8 protein-coding genes are annotated in these 6,929 nt (G+C 55.3%); all 8 read left to right on the top strand.

Annotation, left to right across the window (positions count from 1 at the left end; all coding sequences use genetic code 11):
* The first annotated feature begins 1 nt into the window (after window position 1).
* A complete protein-coding gene (locus WCG50_RS08315; RefSeq protein ID WP_336899127.1) occupies window positions 2-979 on the top strand; it encodes a beta-ketoacyl-ACP synthase III in 978 nt (325 codons plus the stop codon).
* A gap of 62 nt (window positions 980-1,041) precedes the next feature.
* Window positions 1,042-2,007 carry an ACP S-malonyltransferase gene (fabD, locus tag WCG50_RS08320; protein WP_336899128.1) on the top strand — a complete coding sequence of 322 codons (966 nt, stop codon included), beginning with the start codon at window positions 1,042-1,044 and terminating at the stop codon, window positions 2,005-2,007.
* A complete protein-coding gene (fabG, locus tag WCG50_RS08325) occupies window positions 2,000-2,749 on the top strand; it encodes a 3-oxoacyl-ACP reductase FabG (RefSeq protein ID WP_336899129.1) in 750 nt (249 codons plus the stop codon). Before fabD ends, fabG begins: the two co-directional genes overlap by 8 nt.
* A gap of 158 nt (window positions 2,750-2,907) precedes the next feature.
* The gene (gene acpP / locus WCG50_RS08330; RefSeq protein ID WP_336899130.1) at window positions 2,908-3,147 is read left to right on the top strand and encodes an acyl carrier protein; all 240 of its coding nucleotides are present in this window, start codon (window positions 2,908-2,910) and stop codon (window positions 3,145-3,147) included.
* A gap of 146 nt (window positions 3,148-3,293) precedes the next feature.
* On the top strand, window positions 3,294-4,541 hold the full coding sequence (fabF, locus tag WCG50_RS08335) for a beta-ketoacyl-ACP synthase II (protein WP_336899131.1): 1,248 nt from the start codon (window positions 3,294-3,296) through the stop codon (window positions 4,539-4,541).
* A gap of 567 nt (window positions 4,542-5,108) precedes the next feature.
* Window positions 5,109-5,708 carry an RNA polymerase sigma factor RpoE gene (gene rpoE / locus WCG50_RS08340; protein ID WP_336899134.1) on the top strand — a complete coding sequence of 200 codons (600 nt, stop codon included), beginning with the start codon at window positions 5,109-5,111 and terminating at the stop codon, window positions 5,706-5,708.
* Window positions 5,709-5,719: 11 nt separating this feature from the next.
* A complete protein-coding gene (locus WCG50_RS08345; RefSeq protein ID WP_336899132.1) occupies window positions 5,720-6,355 on the top strand; it encodes a sigma-E factor negative regulatory protein in 636 nt (211 codons plus the stop codon).
* A partial coding sequence (locus WCG50_RS08350; protein WP_336899133.1) for a sigma-E factor regulatory protein RseB domain-containing protein occupies window positions 6,352-6,929 on the top strand: 578 nt, incomplete at its 3' end. The genes WCG50_RS08345 and WCG50_RS08350, both read left to right, overlap by 4 nt.

Genomic DNA, 6,929 nt, shown 5'->3' on the forward strand with positions numbered 1-6,929 from the left:
CATGACTATATATTCACGCATTACCGGTACTGGCAGTTACCTGCCACCCCGCCGACTGAGCAACGCCGATCTGGTGGCAGAACTTGCCGCCAACAACGTTGAGACCACCGACGACTGGATTGTTGAGCGCACGGGCATTCAAGCACGGCACTTTGCTGCGCCTGATGTCTGTAGCAGCGATCTCGGTTTGGAGGCTGCGCGCCGGGCCTTGGACGCCGCTGGCGTTCAGGCGTGTGATATTGATTTGCTCATTGTCGCCACGTCCACCCCCGACATGGTGTTCCCCTCGACGGCCTGTATTTTGCAAAACAAACTGGGTGCCAATGGTTGCGCTGCGTTTGACGTGCAAGCGGTTTGCAGCGGCTTTATTTATGCCCTCACCATTGCCGACGCGATGATCAAGACCGGCGCTGCCAAAAAAGCGCTGGTGATTGGCGCCGAAGTTTTCTCGCGCATTCTCGATTTCAACGACCGCACCACGTGCGTGCTGTTCGGCGACGGCGCGGGCGCGGTGGTGCTCGAAGCGTCCGACACCCCCGGCATTCTCGCCAGTGATTTGCATGCTGACGGCAAACACGTCGGCATTCTTTGTGTGCCGGGCCATGTGTCAGGCGGCAATATCCTGGGTGAACCCTTGCTCAAGATGGATGGCCAGGCGGTGTTCAAACTGGCTGTGGGCTTGCTCGACGAAGCGGCGCGCAACGTGTTGGCCAAAGCCGGCAAAGTGGCGGCTGACATTGATTGGCTGGTGCCGCACCAGGCCAATATCCGCATCATGCAAAGCACCGCCCGCAAGCTCAAGATGCCGATGGATAAAGTGATTGTCACGGTCGATCAGCATGGCAACACTTCGGCAGCGTCCATTCCTCTGGCGCTGGACTCAGCCGTGCGTGCCGGCACCGTCAAACCCGGTGAGTTGCTCCTGCTTGAAGGCGTTGGCGGCGGCTTTACCTGGGGTGCAGTGCTACTGCAACTATAGCTAGCCACGATTGCTGCACGGGGGCTAGAGCCTGATTTAACCCTTAAATTAATAAAAATACCATGAAACCTTTTGCATTCATATTTCCAGGTCAGGGCTCGCAATCTGTGGGCATGCTGGACGCCTGGGGCGATCATCCCGTGGTGCTCGAAACGCTCAAGGAAGCCTCTGACGCATTGGGCGAAGATGTTGCCAAACTGATCAAGGAAGGCCCCAAAGAAGTCCTCTCCCTGACGACCAATACCCAGCCCGTGATGCTGGTTTCGGCCGTGGCAGCGTACCGGGTCTGGATGTCTGAGACCGGTATGGCTCCCTCTGCCGTAGCGGGGCATTCGCTGGGTGAGTACTCGGCCTTGGTAGCGGCCGGTGTCTTGACGCTTGCGCAAGCTACGCCTTTGGTTCGTTTCAGGGCGCAGGCGATGCAAGAAGCGGTGCCGGTCGGCGTGGGCGCCATGGCGGCCATTTTGGGCATGACGGCGGCCAATGTCATTGCCGGTTGTGCCGAGGTCACACAAGGGTTTGGCCCTGATTCACTTGAAATCGTCGAAGCCGTCAATTTCAACGACCCGGCGCAAACGGTCATTGCCGGCAGCAAGGCGGCGGTAGAAAAAGCCTGCGAAGTGCTCAAGGCCAATGGCGCCAAGCGCGCCTTGTCACTTCCAGTCTCAGCCCCCTTTCATTCAAGTTTGATGAAACCCGCTGCTGAACGCCTCAAGGAAAAACTGGAATCCATCGAATTTCAGTCGCCCCAAATTGCCTTGATCAACAACATTGATGTGGCCGTTGAAGTCGATGCCGATCGGATTCGTGACGCGCTGTACCGCCAAGCCTTCGGGCCTGTGCGCTGGGTGGAATGTGTACAAGCGATCAAGGCACGTGGTTTGACGAACCTCGTCGAGTGCGGTCCTGGCAAGGTACTGGCGGGCATGGTCAAGCGCATTGATGCGGAATTGACCGGCATGGCGCTGTTGGATCCGGCCACTTTGGCCGATGTAAAAACTAATCTTTTGGGTGAAGTTAATGAGTGATGTTGTATTTGAAGGTCAAGTTGCCCTCGTAACCGGTGCTTCGCGGGGCATTGGTGCTGCCATTGCCCTTGAGTTGGCACAGCGTGGACTGAAGGTCATTGGCACTGCCACCACCGACGAGGGTGCCGCCAAAATCACGCAAACCCTGTCCGCCTACCCCGGTTGTAGCGGCAAGAACCTGAATGTCACCGATGCCCAGGCCGCAGAAGCCCTGATTGCTGACATTGTCAAAGAACACGGCGGCTTGCAGGTTTTGGTCAACAATGCCGGCATTACGCGTGACAACCTCGCTATGCGCATGAAAGACGACGAGTGGGACGCCGTGATCGACACCAACCTGAAGGCTGTTTTTCGCATGAGTCGCGCGGTGATGCGCACCATGATGAAGCAGCGCTACGGCCGCATCATCAGCATCACCTCTGTGGTGGGCGCCTCCGGCAACCCTGGGCAAGCCAATTACGCGGCAGCAAAAGCCGGTGTGTCGGGCATGACCCGTGCCTTGGCGCGTGAACTGGGCTCGCGCAACATCACGGTCAATTGTGTGGCGCCAGGTTTTATCAATACCGATATGACCGCCAGCCTGCCAGAAGAGCAACATAAAGCACTGTTAAGCCAAATTCCGCTGGGGCAGTTGGGTCAGCCCTTAGACATCGCGCATGCGGTGGCTTACCTGGCCTCGCCGCAAGCGTCGTATGTGACGGGGCAAGAATTGCACGTCAATGGCGGCATGTTCATGGCTTAGTCAGCCATTGGTTATGTAGTTGCCGTACCATGCTGCAACTTAAGCCAAGTAAAAGATTTTTGAAATAAGCCGATTTATCCGCTCGGCAGCCGGATTGGGGAATTGTCCTTAAGCCCGGCTAGAATTGCGGATTAATTTACTACCCTTAGAGGGAATCCATGAGCGATATCGAAGCACGCGTCAAAAAAATCATTGCCGAACAACTTGGCGTAGAAGAGTCACAAGTCACCAACGAAAAAGCCTTCGTGGCCGATCTGGGTGCCGATTCTCTCGACACCGTTGAATTGGTCATGGCCCTGGAAGATGAGTTTGGAATTGAAATTCCTGACGAAGATGCTGAAAAAATCACAACTGTGCAAGCTGCAGTTGACTACGCCAATACGCACAAAAAAGCGTAAATATAGGGTGTGTGACGCGCAAGGCGTCCACATGCTAATGGTGGCAGACGGTGCCGGACTGCGCTGACACATAGCGCAGGTTCTCAATCCTGTTTCATGCCGCTCCAGGCGGCTTTCTTTAGATTAACTACTGATTGCAAATATCTATGTCCCGTCGTCGCGTTGTCGTAACTGGTTTAGGTTGTGTCAGTCCCGTGGGCAACACGGTGGCTGACGCCTGGACCAATATTCTTGCCGGTAAATCCGGTATTGACCTGATCACCAAGTTCGATGCTTCCAGTTTCTCCTGCAAAATTGCGGGCGAAATCAAGGGCTTCGATCTCGGGGCCTACATCGGCCCCAAAGAAGCGCGGACGATGGACGCGTTTATCCATTTCGGCATTGCTGCTGCCCACCAGGCGGTGGTCGATTCGGGCTTGCCCACACTCGATGCGCTTGATGATGACCTGGCCACCCGCATTGGTTGCCTGATCGGCTCTGGCATTGGCGGTTTGCCCATGATCGAAGACATGCACACCGAGTACACCAACCGCGGTGCCCGTCGAATTTCTCCCTTCTTCGTACCGTCCACGATCGTCAACATGATTGCGGGCCACGTCGCCATCCGTTTTGGCTTTAAAGGCCCGAACATGGCCATCGTTTCAGCGTGCACCACGGGCCTTCACTGCATTGGTGAAGCCGGTCGCATGATTGAATACGGTGATGCCGATGTGATGATTGCCGGTGGCTCGGAAGCCACGGTGTCCCCTTTGGGTATTGGTGGCTTCGCCGCTATGCGGGCACTCAGCACGCGCAACGACGATCCTCAAACAGCTTCTCGTCCTTGGGACAAAGACCGTGACGGTTTTGTCTTGGGCGAAGGCGCTGGCGTGATGGTGCTTGAAGAGTACGAGCACGCCAAGGCCCGTGGCGCCAAGATTTACGCCGAACTGGCGGGTTTTGGCATGAGCGCCGATGCCGGTCACATGACCGCGCCCAATATGGACGGCCCACGCCGCGCCATGGTCAGTGCCATGCGCAACGCCGGTGTCAATGCCGATCAAATTGATTACCTCAACGCCCACGGCACTTCTACACCGCTGGGTGACCTGAACGAAACCAACGCCATCAAGGCCGCCTTGGGTGATTCAGCCAAAAAGACGGTGGTCAACTCCACCAAGTCCATGACCGGGCATTTGCTTGGTGGCGCAGGCGGTATTGAGTCGGTGTTCACGGTGTTGGCCTTGCACAACCAGGTCAGCCCGCCCACCATCAATATCTTTAATCAGGACCCCGAGTGCGATCTGGACTACTGCGCCAACACGGCGCGTGACATGAAGATTGACGTGGCCCTGAAAAACAACTTTGGCTTTGGTGGCACCAACGGCTCGCTGGTTTTCAAACGCGCGCCGTAATTCGTCACCTTTTCTCTGACCAAGACAATCACAAGCTGATTGAGTCCACATGCACAGCGCCCCAGCGGTAAGTTTTCCGGTGGGGCGTTCTCGTTTTCAGGGTGGGGTCATCTTGGTTGTCTTTTTGGGGTGCAGTGCGATTGCCCTGGTTTGGCATGGGCAAACAGATTTGGCTATTTGGCGACAAGGATTATTTCTTGTGTGTTCATTGGTTACTTGTGCAATAGCTGCTGTGATGTGGCGTCGTTCACCTCAGGGAAGTCTACGTTGGGATGGCCAGGACTGGAGTTGGACTGAAAAGAACGAATCACAGAGTGGCCGATTAAGCGTTCATCTTGATTTCCAGTTTTTTCTACTCGTAAGCCTGCGTACTGAGCGTGGTGTGCGTTTGTGGTTGTGGCCAGAGCGCCAAGCGATGGCCCTGCGTTGGCATGATTTAAGGCGCGCAGTTTTCTCTCGCACCCGTGTCGGCCCAAACCAGGATCTCGTTGCTGATGCGCCATCGCAGCAGGGCAATCCGTGAGCGATACAACACCCCCCACGGCGCACCCCAACCCGCCAGACCGTATTGACAGCGATACCTTGCTGGTTGAGCGTGCAGTGGCAGGCGATCAGGGCGCTTTTGAGTTGCTTGTCATCAAGTACCAGCGCCGGATTCAACGCCTGATTGGTCGTATGGTGCGTGATGTTGACTTGGTGGAAGACATCGCCCAGGAGACATTTATTCGCGCTTACCGGGCGCTGCACCAGTTTCGTGGCGATGCCCAGTTTTATACCTGGCTCTACCGGATTTCCGTCAATACAGCCAAAAAATTCTTGCTCGAACTCAAACGTGATCCCACCGTGTCCGAGAACGCTTTTAAATCAGATAGCGAAGATGATGAAACTTCCTGGTCTGGAATTGAATCAATAACGGACGAAACGCCGGAGTCGGTATTGGCAGCCAAGGAAATTGCGATTGCCGTGAACACGGCCATGGACGCATTGCCAGAAGATCTGAGACAGGCATTGGTCCTGCGAGAAATTGAAGGTTTAACGTATGAGGATATTTCTGAGTTGATGAATTGCCCGATTGGCACTGTTCGATCCCGAATTTTTCGGGCGCGTGAGGACATATCCGCCAAAGTTAAACCGATGCTTGAAAAGCAAACCACTAAACGCTGGTGAGATAGGAAATGATGAAGCAATTCACTGAAACAAACCGCGAAAAAGTATCGGCGTTGACCGATGGTGAGTTGCGCGGTGATGAGTTTGCACAAACGCTTGATGGCATGGGTCAGTCTGAAGAGGCGCGCCAAACGTGGCATACCTACCACTTGGTGGGCGATGTGCTGCGTGCCGGTCAGGCCGTTGACAGCTCGAAGGATGCCGCTTTTATGACCCGGTTCAAGCAGAGTCTGAGTCACGAAGCAATCGTTAAACCAGCGATGAATGCTGCCTATTTAATAGCTGATGACGCAAATAACACGGGCGCTAGAAGCCAATTTGATTCAAAAAATGAAAGCGCCAACCAAAGCAACTTTCGTTGGAAACTGCTGGCTGGCGTGGCATCGCTGGCCACTGTGACTGTGATGGCATGGCAGGCGATGACAGGTCTGACGGATCAGGGGGGGGCGCCACAACTCGCCAGGGAGTCGACCGGACAACCTGCATTGACGCTGACCCAAGTCGCAACGGGAGACACGGCGGTCATGATTCGTGATCCGCAACTGGATGCGTTGATGGCAGCGCATCGTCAGTTTGGCGGTACATCCGCGTTGCAGATGCCTGCGGGTTTTCTGAGAAACGCCACGTTTGAAGGAGCCGCCCGTTGAACTGGCTGCTTTTCACCAGGAAGGCGCGAATGGGCGGCATCGGACGCAAGGCGATTTTTTTCTTCATCATGGGTAGCCTTGCCATGATGTTCAGCACGCTTGTTAGGGCCCAAAACAAGCCGGCCTTGGCGCAATCGCTGGCCGTTGACAATAAGGCCGCAGACCGGAACGTCAATGAGTGGTTAATGCGTATGCACGATGCGTCACGTCGAAGGGCTTATGTCGGTACTTTCGTCGTGACCACGGCCAGCACTTTGTCAAGCGCCCGGATCTGGCATGTATGCAACGGTGATCTGCAAATGGAGCGGGTTGAATCCCTCACGGGTGCACACCGATCGACCTTTCGACGCAATGACCAGGTCCTGACGTTCCTGCCTGAAAGTCGGGTGGTGCTCTCGGAAAAACGCGAGTCTCTTGGGCTCTTTCCTGATTTATTAAAGTCAAACGATTCGTCTATCGCCCAGTACTACCGCGTCAAAGTCCTTGAGGGGGAGCGAATCGCTGGTTTTGAGGCTGATGTGGTTCAACTGCTGCCGGTAGATGCTTTGCGGTTTGGTTACCGGGTCTGGATTGA

Source organism: Rhodoferax sp., assembly GCF_037143375.1.
Classification (GTDB): Bacteria; Pseudomonadota; Gammaproteobacteria; order Burkholderiales; family Burkholderiaceae_C; genus Rhodoferax.